The 15754-nt window shown below is 69.8% G+C and carries 14 protein-coding genes; 11 read left to right on the forward strand and 3 right to left on the reverse strand.

Going from position 1 to position 15754, the window contains the following annotated elements; translation table 11 throughout:
- Together flgG and flgF are read right to left on the reverse strand one after the other, a co-directional pair.
- Entirely contained in the window at window positions 1-789 is a 789-nt protein-coding gene (gene flgG / locus ACIPQB_RS06965; RefSeq protein WP_446484487.1) for a flagellar basal-body rod protein FlgG, read from the reverse strand.
- Between the two features lie 13 nt (window positions 790-802).
- Window positions 803-1540, reverse strand: coding sequence for a flagellar basal-body rod protein FlgF (gene flgF / locus ACIPQB_RS06970; RefSeq protein WP_446484488.1), 738 nt, complete (start codon window positions 1538-1540; stop codon window positions 803-805).
- A gap of 222 nt (window positions 1541-1762) precedes the next feature.
- On the opposite strand from flgF, the gene fliL reads away from it, so the two are divergent.
- From fliL to ACIPQB_RS06995, 5 genes are read left to right on the forward strand one after another with little or no spacing between them, the layout of a single operon-like run.
- On the forward strand, window positions 1763-2371 hold the full coding sequence (fliL, locus tag ACIPQB_RS06975) for a flagellar basal body-associated protein FliL (protein ID WP_446484489.1): 609 nt from the start codon (window positions 1763-1765) through the stop codon (window positions 2369-2371).
- A 33-nt stretch (window positions 2372-2404) separates the two neighbouring features.
- Window positions 2405-3532 carry a flagellar motor switch protein FliM gene (gene fliM, locus ACIPQB_RS06980; RefSeq protein WP_446484490.1) on the forward strand — a complete coding sequence of 376 codons (1128 nt, stop codon included), beginning with the start codon at window positions 2405-2407 and terminating at the stop codon, window positions 3530-3532.
- Window positions 3529-4122 carry a DUF6468 domain-containing protein gene (locus tag ACIPQB_RS06985; RefSeq protein WP_446484491.1) on the forward strand — a complete coding sequence of 198 codons (594 nt, stop codon included), beginning with the start codon at window positions 3529-3531 and terminating at the stop codon, window positions 4120-4122. The genes fliM and ACIPQB_RS06985 overlap by 4 nt, the downstream gene beginning before the upstream one ends.
- Window positions 4119-4910: a MotE family protein gene (locus ACIPQB_RS06990; RefSeq protein WP_446484492.1), complete on the forward strand. Its 792-nt coding sequence runs from the start codon at window positions 4119-4121 to the stop codon at window positions 4908-4910. The genes ACIPQB_RS06985 and ACIPQB_RS06990 overlap by 4 nt, the downstream gene beginning before the upstream one ends.
- A 21-nt stretch (window positions 4911-4931) precedes the next feature.
- The gene (locus ACIPQB_RS06995) at window positions 4932-7799 is read left to right on the forward strand and encodes a tetratricopeptide repeat protein (protein WP_446484493.1); all 2868 of its coding nucleotides are present in this window, start codon (window positions 4932-4934) and stop codon (window positions 7797-7799) included.
- A gap of 197 nt (window positions 7800-7996) precedes the next feature.
- Here the strand turns inward: ACIPQB_RS06995 and ACIPQB_RS07000 are convergent, their stop codons facing one another.
- Window positions 7997-8878 carry a sigma-70 family RNA polymerase sigma factor gene (locus ACIPQB_RS07000; RefSeq protein ID WP_446484494.1) on the reverse strand — a complete coding sequence of 294 codons (882 nt, stop codon included), beginning with the start codon at window positions 8876-8878 and terminating at the stop codon, window positions 7997-7999.
- 174 nt (window positions 8879-9052) lie between these two features.
- Here ACIPQB_RS07000 and ACIPQB_RS07005 point away from each other — a divergent pair, with 174 nt between their 5' ends.
- The 6 genes from ACIPQB_RS07005 to ACIPQB_RS07030 all read left to right on the forward strand — a co-directional run bounded on the left by ACIPQB_RS07005 (window position 9053) and on the right by ACIPQB_RS07030 (window position 15743).
- Window positions 9053-9355 (forward strand): hypothetical protein, encoded by a 303-nt coding sequence (locus ACIPQB_RS07005; RefSeq protein WP_446484495.1) that lies wholly within the window; start codon window positions 9053-9055, stop codon window positions 9353-9355.
- Window positions 9356-9587: 232 nt separating this feature from the next.
- Window positions 9588-11051 carry a glucose-6-phosphate dehydrogenase gene (gene zwf, locus ACIPQB_RS07010; protein WP_446484496.1) on the forward strand — a complete coding sequence of 488 codons (1464 nt, stop codon included), beginning with the start codon at window positions 9588-9590 and terminating at the stop codon, window positions 11049-11051.
- A 2-nt stretch (window positions 11052-11053) separates the two neighbouring features.
- Window positions 11054-11752 (forward strand): 6-phosphogluconolactonase, encoded by a 699-nt coding sequence (pgl, locus tag ACIPQB_RS07015; protein WP_446484497.1) that lies wholly within the window; start codon window positions 11054-11056, stop codon window positions 11750-11752.
- Between the two features lie 4 nt (window positions 11753-11756).
- Window positions 11757-13568 (forward strand): phosphogluconate dehydratase, encoded by a 1812-nt coding sequence (gene edd, locus ACIPQB_RS07020; protein WP_446484498.1) that lies wholly within the window; start codon window positions 11757-11759, stop codon window positions 13566-13568.
- 12 nt (window positions 13569-13580) lie between these two features.
- The gene (gene glk, locus ACIPQB_RS07025) at window positions 13581-14570 is read left to right on the forward strand and encodes a glucokinase (protein WP_446484499.1); all 990 of its coding nucleotides are present in this window, start codon (window positions 13581-13583) and stop codon (window positions 14568-14570) included.
- 156 nt (window positions 14571-14726) lie between these two features.
- Window positions 14727-15743: a LacI family DNA-binding transcriptional regulator gene (locus tag ACIPQB_RS07030; RefSeq protein WP_446484500.1), complete on the forward strand. Its 1017-nt coding sequence runs from the start codon at window positions 14727-14729 to the stop codon at window positions 15741-15743.
- The last annotated feature ends 11 nt before the right edge of the window (window positions 15744-15754 follow it).

Genomic DNA, 15754 nt, shown 5'->3' on the forward strand with positions numbered 1-15754 from the left:
TTACGACCTCAGGTTCGAGGTGGTCTGGAGCATCTGGTCGGCCGTTGTGATGACCTTGGAGTTCATCTCGTAGGCGCGCTGGGCGACGATCAGGGCGGTGATCTCGCTGACCGAGTCGACGTTGCTGGCCTCGGTGTAGTTCTGCAGCAGGGTGCCGAAGCCCGGCTGGCCGGGGGCGGCGATGTTGGCCGGGCCCGAGGCGGCGGTCTCCATGTACATGTTGTCGCCGACCGCCTCGAGGCCGCCCTCGTTCATGAAGTTGGCCAGTTCCAGCTGGCCGACCGTCTGGGGCGTGGTCTGGCCGTCCATGGTCACCTGCACCAGGCCGGTCTTGCTGATCGTGGTGGCCACGGCGTTCTGCGGAATGGTGATGCCGGGCTGGACGGTGTAGCCGTCCTCGGTGACCAACTGGCCCTGGTCGTTGGTCGAGAAGTTGCCGGCCCGGGTGTAGGCGGTCTCGCCCGAGGGCAGCAGGATCTGCAGGAAGCCCTTGCCCTGGATGGCCACGTCGAACTCGTTGTTGGTCATCGTCGGCGTACCCTGCTCGTGGATCCGATAGACCGAGCCGGCCTTGACGCCGCCGCCGACCTGGACCCCGGTGGGCACGATGTTGCCGTCGCTGGACGACTGGGCGCCGGCCCGCTCGATGGTCTGGTAGATCAGGTCCTGGAACTCGGCCCGTCCGCGCTTGAAGCCGACGGTGTTCATGTTGGCGATGTTGTTGGAGATGACCTCGACGTTCAGCTGTTGGGCCGACATGCCGGTCGCGGCGGTGCGGAGCGCTTGCATCTTCAGTTATCCCTTACTGGACCTTGCCCATCCGCTCGACGGCGGACCGGGAAAGTTCGGTGGTTTGATCCATCATCTTGGCCACGCTCTCGTAGGCGCGGTTCACTTCGATCAGCTTGGTGATCTGCTGGATGGACTGGACGTTGGAGGCTTCCAGCATGCCCTGGTGGACGATGGCGTCCGTGGCCGGCTGGGGGGTGTCGTTGGAGACGTTGCGATAGAGGTTGTCGCCGTCCTTGCGCAGCGAGGCCAGGTCGGCCATGCGCACGACGCCGATCTTGCCGACGCGCTCGGCGCCCTGGCTGACCGAGCCGTCGCGGGCGATGGTCACCGCGCCCTTCAGCGGGTCGATCAGGATCTCGCCGCCGCCGTCGTCCAGCACCGGCGCGCCGTTCTGGGTGACCAGCTTGCCCTCGGGGCTCATGGTGAAGCGGCCGTCGCGGGTGTAGCGCTCGCCGCTGGCGGTCGAGACCTTGAAGAAGCCCTGGCCCTCGATGGCCAGGTCGAAATCGCCGCCGGTCTGGTTCAGCGCGCCCTGGCTGAAGTCGCGGGCCACGCCGTCGTCGAGCACGAACTTGACGGGATAGGAGCCGCCCACGGTCCGGGCCGGCTTGGCCGGCTCGGTGCGCACCATCAGCTGCTCGACCTTGAAGCCGGTCGTGTTGGCGTTGGCGATGTTGTTGGCCACGATGTCGAGTTCGCGGCGCAGGGTCATCTGCCGCGAAAGTCCTACATACAGCGCGTTGTCCATGGCGGTTACCGAAACGGCTGGCGCGACAAATGCGCCGCACTCTGGCAAGCAACCCTCGTGCCAACTCGAAAAGCCAAGCAATTTCAACGAAAAGAAAGGTTAACGCGCACTCGGCGGCGGAGTCTGCCGGGCAGATTCAGCCTGCGGCGAAATGGCCTTCAAAAGGGATCGTTAACCATGCCCGCGCATGAGTAGACCGGTAGATTCCAAGGAACCGCGCGCGTGGCCAACAAACCCCCCAAGGAAGCCCCCGCCCCCGAAGGCGAAGAGGGCGCCGCCGAGGGCGAAGCTCCCGCCAAGAAGAAGCCGCCGATGATCATCCTGATCGCGGCGGCCGCCGGCGTCCTGGTGATCGGCGGCGGCGTCAGCGCGTTCCTGCTGCTGAAGCCCAAGCCCGAGGCGCACGCCGAAAAGGGCCACGAAAAGCCGAAGAAAAAGGAAAAGAAGGACGAGAAGGGCGGTCACGGCGAGGGCAAGGACGGCGCTGCGGCGGCCGGCGCTCCGGTGATCAAGGAAGGCCCCGACGGGGTGGTGTTCTACACCCTGCCCGACATCGTGGTGAACATGCAGGCGGCCGACGGCCGCTCGACCTTCCTGAAGCTGAAGCTGACCTTCGAGCTGCCCGACGAGGACACGGCCGAGGCCCTGACCCCGAACCTCCCGCGGCTGCAGGACATGTTCCAGACCTTCCTGCGCGAACTGCGCCCCGAAGACCTCAACGGCAGCCAGGGCAGCTACCAGCTGCGCGCCGAGCTGCTGCGTCGTGTAAACCTTGTCGCCGCGCCCTCGAAGGTGAATGCGGTGCTGATCGAGGAGATGCTGATCAACTAGGCCCGCAAGGGCCTGCTTGAAGGCGAACCAAGCATGGCGGAAGAAATAGACGATCAGGCCGCGATGGCCCAGTGGGCCTCGGAAAACCCGCCGGAGCCCGGCGTCGGCGACAACCAGTTCGGCGACTTCAGCGGCGGCATGGGCGGCTGGGACGACGGCGGCGGCGACGGCATGGGCGCCGAGCGCATCCTAAACCAGGACGAGATCGACAGCCTGCTGGGCTTCGACATGTCCGGCGACGGCAATGACGACCGCACCGGCATCCGCGCGATCATCAATTCGGCCCTGGTCTCGTACGAGCGCCTGCCGATGCTGGAAATCGTCTTCGACCGCCTGGTGCGGTTGATGACGACCAGCTTGCGCAACTTCACGAGCGACAACGTCGAGGTCAGCCTCGACAACATCAGCTCGATCCGCTTCGGCGACTATCTGAACTCGATCCCGCTGCCGGCCATCCTGGCGGTGTTCCGGGCCGAGGAGTTGGACAATTACGGCCTGCTGACGGTCGACTCCAACCTGATCTATTCGATCGTCGACGTGCTGCTGGGCGGCCGTCGCGGCACCGCGGCCATGCGCATCGAGGGCCGGCCCTACACCACCATCGAGCGGGTGCTGGTGCAGCGGATGGTCGAGGTGGTGCTGCACGACGCCAAGGCCGCCTTCGAGCCGCTGCATCCGGTCAGCTTCACCCTCGACCGCCTGGAGACCAATCCGCGCTTCGCCGCCATCGCCCGGCCGGCCAACGCCGCGATTCTTGTGAAGCTTCGGATCGACATGGAAGACCGCGGCGGTCGAATCGAGCTTCTGCTGCCCTATGCGACCCTCGAACCGATCCGCAAGATGCTGCTGCAGCAGTTCATGGGCGAGAAGTTCGGCCGCGACAACATCTGGGAAGGCCACTTGGCCACCGAGCTCTGGACCACCCAGATGGAGGTGCGCGCCGTGCTCGACGAGCAGCAGCTGCCGCTCTCCAAGGTGCTGAACCTGCAGGTCGGCGACACCCTGATGCTCAACGCCACGCCCGACAGCCCGGTGGAGCTGCGCGCCGGCTCGATCCCGCTGACCCGGGGCCGGATGGGCCGCCGCAACCACTCGATCGCCGTGCGCGCCGACGCGCCCCTGACCATGGCGGCCAAGAAGGCGGTTCAGAAGCTGAAATGAGCATGACGGCCATCGCCCTCAACGGTCTGCTGGCGATCCTGCTGCTGGTCGCCCTGGCGCTCGGCATGCGGCTGGAGCGGCGGCTGAAGGCCCTGCGCGACAGCCACGAGGGCTTCGCCAAGGCCGTGGCCGACCTCGACCGCGCCGCCATGCGGGCCGAGCAGGGCCTGGCCGACCTGCGCGCCGCCACCGACGAGGCCGCCGACACCCTGGCTGACCGCATCAACCAGGCCAAGGCGCTGGCCGCCCAGCTCGACGAGCGCCTGGACCGGCCGATGGTCACCCCGCCGCCGGCCAAGACGCTGGAGCGGCCGGCGCCGCGTCCGCCGGTCGAACGCCCCGCCTCCGAACGCTTGGCCCCCGAGCCGGAGCGCCCCGCCGAAACCGCCCGCCGCCTGCGGGCCGAAGACTTCGAGAAGCTGCTGGAGCGCGAGGCCCGCCTGCCGCGCAACGCGCCGCCGGCTCCGCCCTCGCCGCGCGCCCCAGCGCCGAAAGAAACCCCGCGTTCACGGGCGCGGATCGATGATGACCTGTTCGAGGGCCCGGAAGATCCGCCGCGCCCCGGCTCGACCTTCAGAGGCCGCCGATGAAGACTGTTCCGCGCATCCTGCCCATCGTCGGGGTCGCCGTGGTCGGCGTGCTGGCGCTCAACGCCCTGGCCGGCGCCAAGTCGCTGCCCGGCCTGCTGAGCGGGGCCAAGGCCTTCGCCGAGGGCGCCGCCAAGTCGGACGCCAAGGCCGGCGAGAAGGCCGCCTCGGCCGCCGACGCCGGCAAGGACGCCGCGGCCAGCGCGCCGCCGCCGCGCGTCTGCGCCCCGTCGTCCACCGACCTCGCCCGAGAGGCCGGCCTGTCGCCCGCCGAGCTGCGCGTGCTGCAGAGCCTGGGCCAGCGTCGCGGCCAGCTGGACCAGCGCGAGCAGGACATCGACGTCCAGCTGCAGTTGCTGGCCGCCGCCGAGGCCAAGCTCGACGCCAAGATGAAGGCGCTGAACGGCATGAAGGGCGAGATCCAGGGCCTGCTGGGCCAGGCCGACGCCCAGAAGGACGCCGAGGCCCAGCGCATGGTGCTGGTCTATTCGGCCATGAAGCCCAAGGACGCCGCCGCCCGCATGAGCGTGCTCGACGACAGCGTGCGCCTGCCGATCGCCGCCAAGATGAAGGAGCGGACGCTGAGCATGATCCTGGCCAACATGTCGCCGAACGACGCCAAGATCCTGACCGAGCGGCTGGCCAACCGGATGTCGAGCGAGGCCATCGCCAAGGGCCGGGCCGCCCTGACCGAAGCCGCGCCGGCCGCCGGCGGCGCGGCGCCGAGCGGCCAGGCCGCGGCTGTGCCGCTGGCCGGCGCCGGTCCGGCCGCCGCCAAGAAGGCCGGCTAGAGAGGACGTGAAGGCAGGGGCATGAGGCTGGGGGCGTTCCTGAGATCGACCGTCGCGGCGATCTGCATCCTCGGGGTGGCGACCCCGACGGCGGCGATCTCGGCCGCGCCGTCGCATCGCGCCGCCAAGCCCGTTTCCCGCCCGACCAGTTCGCGCGGCCTGGAGGTGCGCGTCGCCCAGGCGCCCGACTTCACCCGGCTGGAGTTTCCCGGCTCGCGCGGCATGCAGGCCCATCGCGACGGATCCAACCTGGTCCTGCGGTTTCCGCGTGACGCCAATCCCAACCTGACCACCCTGAAGATCGCCCCGCCGCGCTGGGTCAGGACCGCCGAGGCGCGCCATGTCGGCGGCGTCGTCGAGATCGTCGTCGCCCTGGACGAGGACGCCGATTTCCGGGCCGGCAACGCCGACGGCGACGACTTCGTCAACCTGTTCGCCCGTCCGCCGACGGCCGCCGCGCCGACGCCGGAGGCCGCGCCGGTCTCCCGCCGCCCCAATCCGTTGCCCGCCAGCGGCGTCGTGCCGGTGAAGTTCTCCAAGGTCGGAAGCCAGGTGCGGCTGAGCCTCGACTGGGCCGCGCCGGCCGGGGCCGCGGTGTTCCGCCGCGGCGAGGCGGTCTGGGTGGTGTTCGACGCCCCCGCCCGGCTGGACGTCGGCCGGCTGCCGCCCTCGACCAGCCAGTACGGCCACATCCAGGTCTTCAAGGGCGAGGACTACGCGGCCCTGCGCATCAGCACGCCCCAGGGCAGCGCGTTCTACGCCGAGGGCGTGGGCGCCAACTGGACGGTGTCGCTGGGCTCGGGGATCATGGATGCGCCTGATCCGATCAACATCGCCCGCGACGACACCGCCAGTCCCGCCACCCTGACCGCCACCGTGGCCGGGGCGACCAGGGCCCTGTGGGTGGCCGACCCCGCCGTCGGCGACCGCATCGCCGTGGCCACGGCGCTCGCGCCGGCCAAGGGCCTGCCGTCGCGCCGCGACTATGTCGAGATGGCCCTGCTGCAATCGGCTACCGGCCTGGCGGTGGAAAGCTATTCCGGCGACCTGCAGATGACCGCCGACGGCGACATCGTCCGCATCGGCCGGCCCAAGGGCCTGCAGCTGTCGGCGGCGGCCGGCGGCCAGGCCCGGGGCGAGAGCCTGGTCGGCGCGCCCCAGGCCCTGGCCATGCCGGCCCTGATCGATCCCGAGCACTGGGCCAAGACCGGATCGGGCGGCTTCATGGCCCGCTACGACGCCCTGCTGGGCGCGATCCCGGCGGCCAGCGACGGGGCCGGCAAGGGCGACGACACCGCCGCCCGCATGGCCCTGGCCCGTTTCCTTGTCGGCTCGAACCTGTCCTATGAGGCGATCGGCGTGCTCAACGCGGCCGGCCGCGCCCACCAGACCCTGATGGGCGACGCCGAGTTCCGCGGCCTGCGCGGCGTGGCCAAGGTGCTGGCCCGCCGCTACGCCGAGGCCGAGACCGACTTCGCCTCGCCGGTCCTGGCCGACGATCCGTCGGCGGCCCTGTGGCGGGGCTATGTCGCCGCCAAGGCCGGCCAGTGGACCGACGCCAACCAGAGGTTCGCCGACGGCCAGCGGGCCCTGAACATGTTCCCGGCCCTGTGGCAGGCGCGGTTCCTGGGCGCCCAGGCCGAGGCGGCGGTCGGCGGCGGCGCGCCGGACACCGCCATCCGCCTGGTCAACCAGGCCCTGAAGCTGCCCAACATCCCGGTCGAGGACCAGTTGGAGCTGCGCCTGACCTTGGCCAAGGCCTTCGAGGCCAAGGGCGACTCGCGGGCCCTGCCGGTGTTCCAGGCCATCGCCCGGTCGGGGATCGACCGGCTGGCCGCGCCCGCCACCCTGCACGCCATCCAGCTGCGCCTGGCCAAGAACCAGATCAGTCCCGACCTCGCCGCCAAGGGCCTGGACCAGCTGCGCTTCCGCTGGCGCGGCGACGGCGTCGAGCTGGACACCATCCGGGCGCTGGGCCAGCTGCAGATCCGCCAGGGCCGCTACCGCGAGGCGCTGGAGGTGCTGCATTCGGCAGGCAACAACCTGCCCGACCTGCCGCAGGCGGTGGCGCTGCGCAACGACCTCAACACCGCCTTCCGGGCGCTGTTCCTCGACGGCCTGGCCGACGGCATGCAGCCGATCCAGGCCGTGGGCCTGTTCTACGACTTCCAGGACCTGACCCCGATCGGCGCCGACGGCGACCAGATGGTCCGCAACCTGGTGCGCCGCCTGGTCGATGTCGATCTGCTGGACGAAGCCGCCAAGCTGCTGAAGTACCAGGTCGACAACCGCCTGAACGGCGTGCCCAAGGCCCAGGTGGCCACGGATCTCGCCTGGATCTACCTGATGGACCGCAAGCCCGAGAGCGCCCTGGACGCCATCAACAACACCCGCACCACCGTCCTGCCGCCGGCCCTCAACGCCGAGCGCCGCCTGGCCACCGCCCGCGCCCTGATGGGCCTGGGCCGCTACGACGCCGCCCTGGAGGTGATCGAGAGCGACAAGAGCCGCGACGCCGAGGACATCCGCGCCGACACCGCCTGGAAGCAGCACGCCTGGCCCCTGGCCGGGGCGATGTACGAGCGGGCCCTGGCCGACCGCTGGAAGACGTCGGGGACCCTGACCGCCGCCGAGGAGGCCAAGCTGCTGCGGGCCGGGGTCGCCTTCAGCCTGGCCGACGACGACGCCTCGCTGGGCCGGCTGCGCCAGCGCTACAGCGGCTTCGTCGACGGGGCGCGCAATCCCGACGGCCTGCGCGTGGCCCTGGCCGGCGCCGATCCGGGCGCCCTGTCCAGCAGCGACTTCAGCAAGGTCACCGCCGACAACGAAGCCTTCAACGGCTGGGTCGCCAAGATGAAGGACCGCTTCCGGACCCAGGCGCGGGGGTAGGGCGGCAACAGCATGATGATTGAAGGCTGGAACCCCCTTTCACCCGTTTTCACCCGTCTCCCCGGCGAAGGCCGGGGCCCAGGTTCAGCCGTCGTGTTGGCCACTTATCCGAAATACACAGTCCTACGATCTGGGCCCCGGCCTTCGCCGGGGAGACGGAGGAGGGAAGGGCGCGTCGGTCTGAAATCAGTAGGTTTCTAGGCTCGCGCCACCGCCAGGCTGTCCATCACGTAAGGCGCATAGAGATAGTCGCGGATCGCGGCGATCTCGTCGCTTCGCCAGTCCAGCAGCACCACGTAGCGGACGGCGGCCGTCGGGTCGGCGGGGTCGCTGACCAGCAGGGCCGGGCGGCCCTCGGCCAGGCCGACTTCGAACCGCCAGTCGAAGATGGCGTCGTAGCGGGTGAAGTAGACCGAGACGTCCTTGCGGCCGTCCAGGCGGGCGCGGTTGGCCAAATCGAGCCGGACGTCTTCGCTGAGCAGGGCGCGCAGGGCGTCGAAGTCGCGGGCGTTGAAGCGGTCGGCATAGGCGCGCAGGCGCTCGCGCTCGGCGGCGTCCAGCCGGGGAGGGGCCTCGTCCGGTTCCTGCGCCAGGTCCTTCAGCCGCACGCGGCCGCGATGCAGGGCCGCCTTGGCGGCCGCCAGGGTGAAGTCGAGAAGCTCGGCGGTCTCGTCCAGCGAGTGGCCCAGCACGTCGACCAGGGCCACGCAGGACCGCTGGGCGACCGGCAAGCGCAGCAGCACGGCCAGGCTGGCGGTCGCCGCCACCCGGGCGTCTGTCGCGGCGGCGAGGTCGGCGACGTCGCCCAGGTCCTCGTCGGCGCGGAGCACGGCCTGGCGCTTGCGGCGACGCAAGGCGTCCAGCGCGGTGTTGTGGGCGATGCGGAACAGCCAGCGGTCGGGACGCTCGATCTGGCCGGCGTCGGACCAGGCCAAGGCCGCCTTGGCCAGGGCGTCCTGGACGACGTCCTCGCCGTCGAAGGCCGAGCCGACCATCCGCGCGCAGTAGCGATGCAGGCTGGGGCGCAGGTCCGCCATCAACCGGCTGAACGCCTCGGGAGCCAAGCCGCCGTCCGCCATGTGGTTTCCTCTCGATTCGCCATCGCCAACGACGGCCCGTCTTGATGACGTCCGGCGCGCGGCGAAGGATTCGCGGCGGCCCTGAATTTTTCGCGCCGAATCCTTTCGGTCCGTCCCGTCGTCCTTGTTCCCGAGGGCCGCACTTTCGCGCGCCGCTCCACGAGGACCAAGATCATGCAAAGAGTGACACTGGTGCGCTATGCGGCCAAGCCGGACCGGGCCGACGAGAACGAGGCGCTGTCGCTGGCGGTGTTCAACGAGCTGAAGATCACCCAGCCTGAGCACGTGGCCTATGCGCTGTTCCGCGACGGGGTCAATTTCGTCCACCTGTTCGTCAACACCCGCGACGAGGACGCCAGCGCCCTGGTCGAGCTGCCGACCTTCAAGGCCTACGCCAAGGAGATCGGCGAACGCTGCGAGGCGCCGCCGGAGACGATTCGGCTGGGCCTGAACCTGCTGGCCTCGCACGGCCTCTAGGGCCGGCTTTTTCGGCAATCTGCGTTTCAAGCGGCCGCCGTTCCCTCGGCGGCCGCTTTTCATGCTGCCGCCGGGTAAACTTCCCCCCGGAAAAGCGATTGGTCATATGGTCCTGGCGGCGCAAACCCCTTAGGTAAGCGCCGCGCGCGCGGTCTTGCCGGGACGTCGACAGGGGCCCGCTTGCATTGCTCGGACGGGCATGGCATGACAACGTTGTCATAGGGTGGAAGCATTGACCAAAGAGACGAACACCGGCGAAGCGGGCCGCGAAGTGCTGGTCCTGCTGGGCGGCGCGGGCGATCTGGCCCTGCGCATGTTGCTGCCTTCCCTCTATTTCCTCGAGGTCGACCGCCTGCTGCCGCACGACCTGCGGATCATCGGCCTGGCCCGCCACGACCATGACGCCGACAGCTATCGCAAGCTGGTGCGCGAACAGCTGGGCAAGCGCGCCACGGTCGAGGACGCCGCCTGGAACCGCCTGGCGGCCCGCCTCGACTACCTGTCGGTCGACATCACCACCGACGCCGGCGCCAAGGCCCTGGCCGACAAGGTCGGCGAGCACGGCGAGCTGGTCATCTATTTCGCCCTGTCGCCCAGCCTCTACGGCTCGGTCTGCAACGCCCTGCAATCGGCCGGCCTGACCGGACCGGCCACCCGCCTGGTGCTGGAAAAGCCGATCGGCCGCGACCTGAAGAGCTCGCGCGCCACCAACGCCGCAGTCGGCGCCGTGGTCGACGAAAGCCAGATCTTCCGCATCGACCACTATCTGGGCAAGGAGACGGTCCAGAACCTGACCGCCTTGCGCTTCGGCAACGTGCTGTTCGAGCCCCTGTGGGACAACAACCACATCGACCACGTGCAGATCACCATCGCCGAGACCGAGAAGGTCGGCGAGCGCTGGCCCTATTACGACGAGTACGGCGCCCTGCGCGACATGCTGCAGAACCACCTGCTGCAGCTGCTCTGCCTGGTCGCCATGGAGGCGCCCTCGGGCTTCGATCCCGATGCGGTCCGCGACGAGAAGGTCAAGGTGCTGCGATCCCTGCGCCCCTTCACCAAGGCCAATGTCGCCCACGACACCGTGCGCGGCCAGTACGTGGCCGGCGTGGTCGAGGGCACGGCCCGCGAGGGCTATCTGGAAGAAGTCGGCAAGGGCACCAAGACCGAGACCTTCGTGGCCATGAAGGTCGACATCGACAACTGGCGCTGGGCCGGGGTGCCGTTCTTCCTGCGCACCGGCAAGAACCTGCCCGACCGCCGCACCCAGATCGTCGTGCAGTTCAAGCCCGTGCCGCACAACATCTTCGGCTCGGCCGCCCAGCGCGAGACCAAGGCCAACCGGCTGGTCATCGACCTGCAGCCCGACGAGGACATCTCGCTGACGGTGATGACCAAGCGTCCGGGGCTGTCGGAGGAGGGCATGCGCCTGCAGTCCCTGCCGCTGTCCCTGACCATGGCCGCGCCCGGCAGCCGCCGGCGGATCGCCTATGAGAAGCTGCTGCTGGACGTGTTCCGCGGCGACCGCACCCTGTTCGTGCGCCGCGACGAGGTCGAGCAGGCCTGGACGTTCGTCGACGGCGTCGCCGCCGCCTGGGCCCAGGCCGGCATCGAGCCCGCGCCCTACGCCGCCGGCACCTGGGGACCGCAGAGCGCCCACGCCCTGATCTCGCCGCAAGGCCGGGCGTGGAACGAATAGGCATGATCATGGCCCCTCCCAAGATCGAAGCCTTCGCCTCGCGCGAGGCCCTGTTCGACGCCACGGCCTCGGTGCTGGTGGCGGCGCTGAACGACGCGGTGGCCAAGCGCGGCCACGCCGGCTTCGCCGCCACCGGCGGAACCACCCCGGCCCCGGTCTATGACCGCCTGGCGACCCTGACTCTGCCCTGGGACAAGGTCACCGTCACCCTGACCGACGAGCGCTTCGTGCCGCCCTCGGACGCCAGCAGCAACGAGGGCCTGGTCCGTCGCCATCTGCTGGTCGGCGCGGCGGCCAAGGCGGCGTTCGCGCCGCTCTATTTCGACGGCGCCGACCCGGAAGAGGCGGCGCTGAAGGCCCAGGACGGCGTCGCCGCGGCCCTGCCGTTCGGCGTCGTGCTGCTGGGCGTTGGCGGCGACGGCCACTTCGCGTCGCTGTTCCCCGGCAATCCGGCCCTGGAGGCGGGTCTGGATCCGAAGACCGCGCGCAGCGTGATCGCGGTGCCGCCGGGCTCGCCCGCGCCCGACCTGCCGCGGATCAGCTTGACCTTCCAGGCGTTGATCCAGGCGTCGCTGATCGTGCTGCTGGTCACCGGCCAAGCGAAGAAGGCCCTGCTCGAAGCTCCGGTCGATCCCGGCCTGCCGATCGCCGCCATTCTCAATCAGGACCGCGCCCCGGTCCGTATCCTCTGGGCGGAGTAGTCGCATGGTCATGAACCCCGTCATCGCCGAAGTCACCGCGCGGATCATCGAGCGCAGCCGCGACAGCCGCGCGACCTACCTGGCCAATCTCGACGCCGCCGCGGCCGCCCAGCCGGGCCGGGCCAAGCTCAGCTGCGCCAACTGGGCCCACGCCTTCGCCGCCTCGCCGGCGGTCGACAAGGTCCGCGCCCTGGACGTCAACGCTCCCAACCTGGGCATCGTCTCGGCCTATAACGACATGCTGTCGGCCCACCAGCCGCTGGAGGAGTATCCGGCGCTGATCAAGGCGGCGGCGCGCGAGGTCGGGGCTACCGCCCAGTTCGCCGGCGGCGTGCCGGCCATGTGCGACGGCGTCACCCAGGGCCGTCCGGGCATGGAGCTGTCGCTGTTCTCGCGCGACGTCATCGCCATGGCCACCGGCATCGCCCTGACCCACGACGCCTTCGACGGCGCGCTCTATCTGGGCGTCTGCGACAAGATCGTGCCGGGCCTGCTGATCGGCGCCCTGACCTTCAGCCACCTGCCGGCGATCTTCGTGCCGGCCGGGCCGATGACCTCGGGCCTGCCCAATTCGGAGAAGGCCCGCATCCGCGCCCTCTACGCCGAGGGCAAGGTCGGCCGCGAGGAACTGCTGGCCGCCGAAAGCGCCAGCTATCATGGCCCGGGCACCTGCACCTTCTACGGCACGGCCAACACCAACCAGATGCTGATGGAGCTGATGGGCCTGCACCTGCCGGGCTCGGCCTTCGTGCATCCCAACACCCCGCTGCGCACCGCCCTGGTCAAGGAAGCCGCCAAGCGCGTCGCGGCCATCACCCACAAGGGCAACGACTGGATCCCGGTCGGCCGGGTGATCGACGAGAAGGCCGTGGTCAACGGCGTGGCCGGGCTGATGGCCACCGGCGGCTCGACCAACCTGGCCCTGCACCTGGTGGCCATGGCCCACGCCGCCGGCATCATCCTGACGCTGGAGGATCTGGACGACATCTCCAAGGTCACCCCGCTGCTGGCCAAGGTCTATCCGAACGGCTCGGCCGATGTGAACCACTTCCAGGCCGCCGGCGGCATCCATTTCGTCGTCAGGGAACTGCTGAAGGCCGGCCTGGCCCACGAGGACGTGCTGACCGTCGCCGGCCCGGGCCTGTCGCGCTACACCCAGGAGCCGGTGCTGATCGACGGCGAGCTGGCCTGGCGCGAGGGGGCCGAAGAGTCGCTGGACCTCAACGTCCTGCGGCCGGCGTCCGATCCGTTCAATCCGGAGGGCGGCCTGCGCCTGCTGACCGGCAATCTGGGACGCGGGGTGATCAAGGTCTCGGCCGTGAAGCCCGAGCACCAGGTGATCACCGCCCCGGCCGCCGTGTTCCAGGAGCAGGAAGACTTCATCGCCGCCTTCAAGCGCGGCGAGCTCGACCGCGACGTCGTCGTCGTGGTCCGCTTCCAGGGCCCGTCGGCTAACGGCATGCCCGAGCTGCACAACCTGTCGCCGTCGATCTCGGTGCTGCTGGACCGCGGCTTCAAGGTGGCCCTGGTCACCGACGGCCGGATGTCGGGCGCCTCGGGCAAGACCCCGGCGGCCATCCACGTGACGCCCGAGGCGGCCAAGGGCGGGGCCCTGGCCTATGTCCAGGACGGCGACATCATCTCTCTGAACGCCCAGACGGGCGAACTGAAAATCCTGGTGGACGAGGCGACCCTGCGCGCCCGCACGCCGGCGAGCGTCCCGGCGTCCAAGCCGGGCTTCGGGCGGGAATTGTTCGGCTGGATGCGCGCGGGGGTCGGCGCGTCCGACCACGGCGGCTCCGTGCTGTTTGCTTAGGAAAAGACACAGATGAGCGGCTTGAACTCCATCGGACTAGGCCTGGTCGGCGACATCGGCGGCACCAACGCGCGGTTCGCCCTGGTCGATTTCGATGGACCTGATCCCCAGCTGATCGAGCCGACCTCCTACAGGGGCGAGGACTACGGCCAGGCCGAGGACGCCATCGAGGCCTATCTGGCCAAGATGGGGCTCAAGCACCCCGACCAGGCGGTGGTCGCCGTCGCCGGGCCGATCGAGCACGGCGCCGTCCACTTCACCAACAGCGACTGGAAGCTGTCGGAGGACAGCCTGCGCCGGGCCGGCGGCTTCCGCTCGGCCAGGCTGATCAACGACTTCACCGCCCAGGCCCTGGCCGCGCCGCGCCTGGCGCCCAAGGACCTGCGCCAGATCGGGCCGCTGCAGACCTCCGGCGAGGGCGACCTGGCGATCATCGGCCCCGGCACCGGCTTCGGCGCGGCGGGCATGGTGCGCCGGCACGGCGTCGAGACGCCCCTGACCACCGAGGGCGGCCACATCGCTTTTGCGCCGTTCGACGAGGTCGAGATCGAGATCCTGCGCATCCTGATGAAGCGCTTCGGCCGCTGCTCGATCGAGCGGATCCTGTCGGGTCCGGGCATGGAAGACCTTCACATGGCCCTGGCCGAGGTCGAAGGCCGCAAGACCGACGAACTGACCGCCAAGCAGATCACCGAGCACGGCATGGCCGGCGACGAATGCTGCAAGATCACCATCGAACGCTTCTGCGCGATCCTTGGCTCGGCGGCCGGCGACCTGGCCCTGGCCCTGGGCGCGCGCGGCGGGGTGTTCATCGCCGGCGGCATCGCCCCGCGCATCATCGACCTGCTGGAGGCCGGGGCGTTCCGCGCCCGCTTCGAGTCCAAGGGCCGGCTCAGCGATTACACCCGCGCCATCCCCACCCATGTGGTGATGAATCCCCACACCGCCCTGATCGGCGCGGCCGTGGCCATGACGCCCGACGGCCGGGCCGCGATCGCTTAGGCGGTCGCCCCGGAATCCCTAATCCTGAGGGACCAGCCTGGCGGGTCCCAACGGACGCGCGATGTTGCGGGCCATGTCAAAAAGTGGGCTCGCCATGACAAGGTTGTCATGGCTTATTGCGGGGCTTGTCGATTTCCGACGCTGGGCGAGGCCGTCTTGAATTCCAAGGTTACGATCCACGAGGTCGCCCGCCTGTCGGGCGTTTCGATCAAGACCGTGTCGCGGGTGCTCAATCGCGAGCCCAATGTGAAGAACGACACCCGCACGCGGGTGCAGGAGGCGGTCGCCGCCCTGAACTACCGGCCCAACATCTCGGCCCGCAGCCTGGCCGGCTCGAAGGCCTATCTGATCGGGGTGTTCTTCGACAATCCCAGCCCCGCCTACGTCACCGACGTGCAGCTGGGCGCGATCGCCCGCTGCCGGGAGGAGGGCTATCACCTGATCGTCGAGCCGATCGACTCCGAGGGCGACGTCGCGGCCCAGGTGCAGCCGATGCTGGCCACCCTGCGGATGGACGGGGTGATCCTGACCCCGCCGGTCTGCGACAACCCGACAGTGCTGGACGTGCTGGAAGCCGAGGGCGTGCCCTATGTGCGGCTGTCGCCCGACCAGGACCGGGGACGCTCGGCCCATGTGCGGATGGACGATGTGCGCGCCGCCTATGAGATGACGGCCCACCTGATCGGCCTGGGCCATGTGGACATCGGCTTCATCAAGGGCCACCCCGACCACGGCGCCTCGCACCTGCGCTATGAGGGCTATGCGACGGCCATGGCCGAGCATGGCCATCCGGTGCGCGAGGACCGGGTGGAGCAGGGCTATTTCTCGTTCCGCTCCGGCTTCGAGGCGGCCGAACGGCTGCTGGCCGGCGAGGATCGCCCGACCGCCGTCTTCGCCTCCAACGACGACATGGCCCTGGGGGTGATGGCGGTGGCCAACCGCCTGCGCCTCAACGTGCCCGAGACCCTGTCGGTGGCCGGCTTCGACGACACCCCCGGCGCCAAGGTGGTCTGGCCGCAGCTGACCACGGTGCGCCAGCCGATCCAGGCCATGGCCGCCGCCGCCGCCGACCTGCTGCTGAGCCGCACGACCGGCGGCGAGGGCGAGGGCCCGCCCTCGCGCCTGCTCGACTTCGAACTGGTGGTTCGCGAATCCACGGGTCCCGCACGCTAAGCCCGCGGGGC

This window comes from Caulobacter sp. LARHSG274, from assembly GCF_052871235.1.

Excerpts from the sequence above, each read along its gene's own strand:
- flgG (WP_446484487.1), bottom strand. The coding sequence starts at position 789 with ATGCAAGCGCTCCGCACCGCCGCGACCGGCATGTCGGCCCAACAGCTG.
- flgF (WP_446484488.1), bottom strand. The coding sequence starts at position 1,540 with ATGGACAACGCGCTGTATGTAGGACTTTCGCGGCAGATGACCCTGCGC.
- fliM (WP_446484490.1), top strand. The coding sequence starts at position 2,405 with ATGGCGGAAGAAATAGACGATCAGGCCGCGATGGCCCAGTGGGCCTCG.
- ACIPQB_RS06985 (WP_446484491.1), top strand. The coding sequence starts at position 3,529 with ATGAGCATGACGGCCATCGCCCTCAACGGTCTGCTGGCGATCCTGCTG.
- ACIPQB_RS06990 (WP_446484492.1), top strand. The coding sequence starts at position 4,119 with ATGAAGACTGTTCCGCGCATCCTGCCCATCGTCGGGGTCGCCGTGGTC.
- ACIPQB_RS06995 (WP_446484493.1), top strand. The coding sequence starts at position 4,932 with ATGAGGCTGGGGGCGTTCCTGAGATCGACCGTCGCGGCGATCTGCATC.
- ACIPQB_RS07000 (WP_446484494.1), bottom strand. The coding sequence starts at position 8,878 with ATGGCGGACGGCGGCTTGGCTCCCGAGGCGTTCAGCCGGTTGATGGCG.
- ACIPQB_RS07005 (WP_446484495.1), top strand. The coding sequence starts at position 9,053 with ATGCAAAGAGTGACACTGGTGCGCTATGCGGCCAAGCCGGACCGGGCC.
- pgl (WP_446484497.1), top strand. The coding sequence starts at position 11,054 with ATGATCATGGCCCCTCCCAAGATCGAAGCCTTCGCCTCGCGCGAGGCC.
- edd (WP_446484498.1), top strand. The coding sequence starts at position 11,757 with ATGGTCATGAACCCCGTCATCGCCGAAGTCACCGCGCGGATCATCGAG.
- glk (WP_446484499.1), top strand. The coding sequence starts at position 13,581 with ATGAGCGGCTTGAACTCCATCGGACTAGGCCTGGTCGGCGACATCGGC.